General features: G+C 43.2%; 1 protein-coding gene. It reads right to left on the bottom strand.

Annotated features, from left to right (window positions below; genetic code table 11):
* Nucleotides 1–24: 24 nt before the first annotated feature.
* Nucleotides 25–1,071 carry a hypothetical protein gene (locus tag LBB20_00525; protein MDR2735317.1) on the bottom strand — a complete coding sequence of 349 codons (1,047 nt, stop codon included), beginning with the start codon at nucleotides 1,069–1,071 and terminating at the stop codon, nucleotides 25–27.
* Nucleotides 1,072–1,073 lie beyond the last annotated feature (2 nt).

Below are 1,073 nucleotides of genomic sequence, written 5' to 3'. Positions count from 1 at the left end.
ATACCTAAATTCCTCCTTTATTAACTACAATTTCAGCCTTCTCCTAATTTTCACCTTCTTGCTGACATCGGCATTTTTGCTATCAGTGCTTCCTTCGATAGCAATTGGCTGTGTTGGCACATCTGACAAGTTGCTTGGTTCTCTAACTTGTTGCAGACCTTCATTTTTTTCTTTCACTAAACCTGGTTCGATTGATCTATAACGATTTATGCTGGACCTCAGGGCCGATATTACGGTACCCCTAGTGCGACTGGAACGATAGGCTTTATTGCCCTGGGCAGGTGATTTTGGTGCAGATTCCGTAATATTATCTACTTCAACATCTTCCGGATCTTTCTTTAAAGCATCACAACGACATTCTGGAACCATAACACCGGCTTTTTCCAGTTCATCGGCAACCTTCTTTATCGCCTGACTAGTAGAAATTTTCTGGTAATCGTCAGTCTGCTCGATTTTTTCAGAATACTCGGAAATCGAAACCTCTTTATATTCATCGGACCTGACTGACTCAGCTATTTTAGCTTTATCAGCCTTGCCGTCATAGGCCAGTGGCAGACTACTATCCGAAACCGGCTCGGACTTCTTTTGCAATGCCAGTTTTTGTGGTTCGGCCATCGCGTCTTTCAGTTCTGCTTCGGAAGCCTTTACGTTTTCGATAAACTCTTCCAATTTGTTCTTTACAACAGCCATTTGCTGCAAAGAGCTACGCTTATCTTCTTTATTAACAGCGATTTCCGGTTTATCTTTCCCTGGCGTTTTAGCCCTACGCTTGAGCATTTCCTGGGACTTTTCGTCATTTTGCTCATCGACCTCTAGGGGCAATTTCTCCCAGCCACCTTCCGGAACCAAGCCCATCATTTCAAAGCGATTGCGCTCATCCTTTATGGCTTCAATCACGTCAGACTTATACGGTTTCACAAACTCAAGTTCAAAAAGCTTATCGATGGTATCGTTACCCAGGCCGTACTCATTAAACATCTTATCAGCAATCACTAAAAGATTTCTGGCCTCAGAAACCCGTGTGCTGCTGCTGTTTTTTTCATCCATTGAATCTTCGAACCCATTTGCCATAG

The organism is Puniceicoccales bacterium (genome assembly GCA_031283585.1).
Taxonomy (GTDB): domain Bacteria; phylum Verrucomicrobiota; class Verrucomicrobiia; order Opitutales; family LL51; genus JAIRTH01.
The sequence above is the reverse complement of the archived record's forward strand: the minus strand, read 5'-3'. Positions and strand labels throughout refer to the sequence as shown.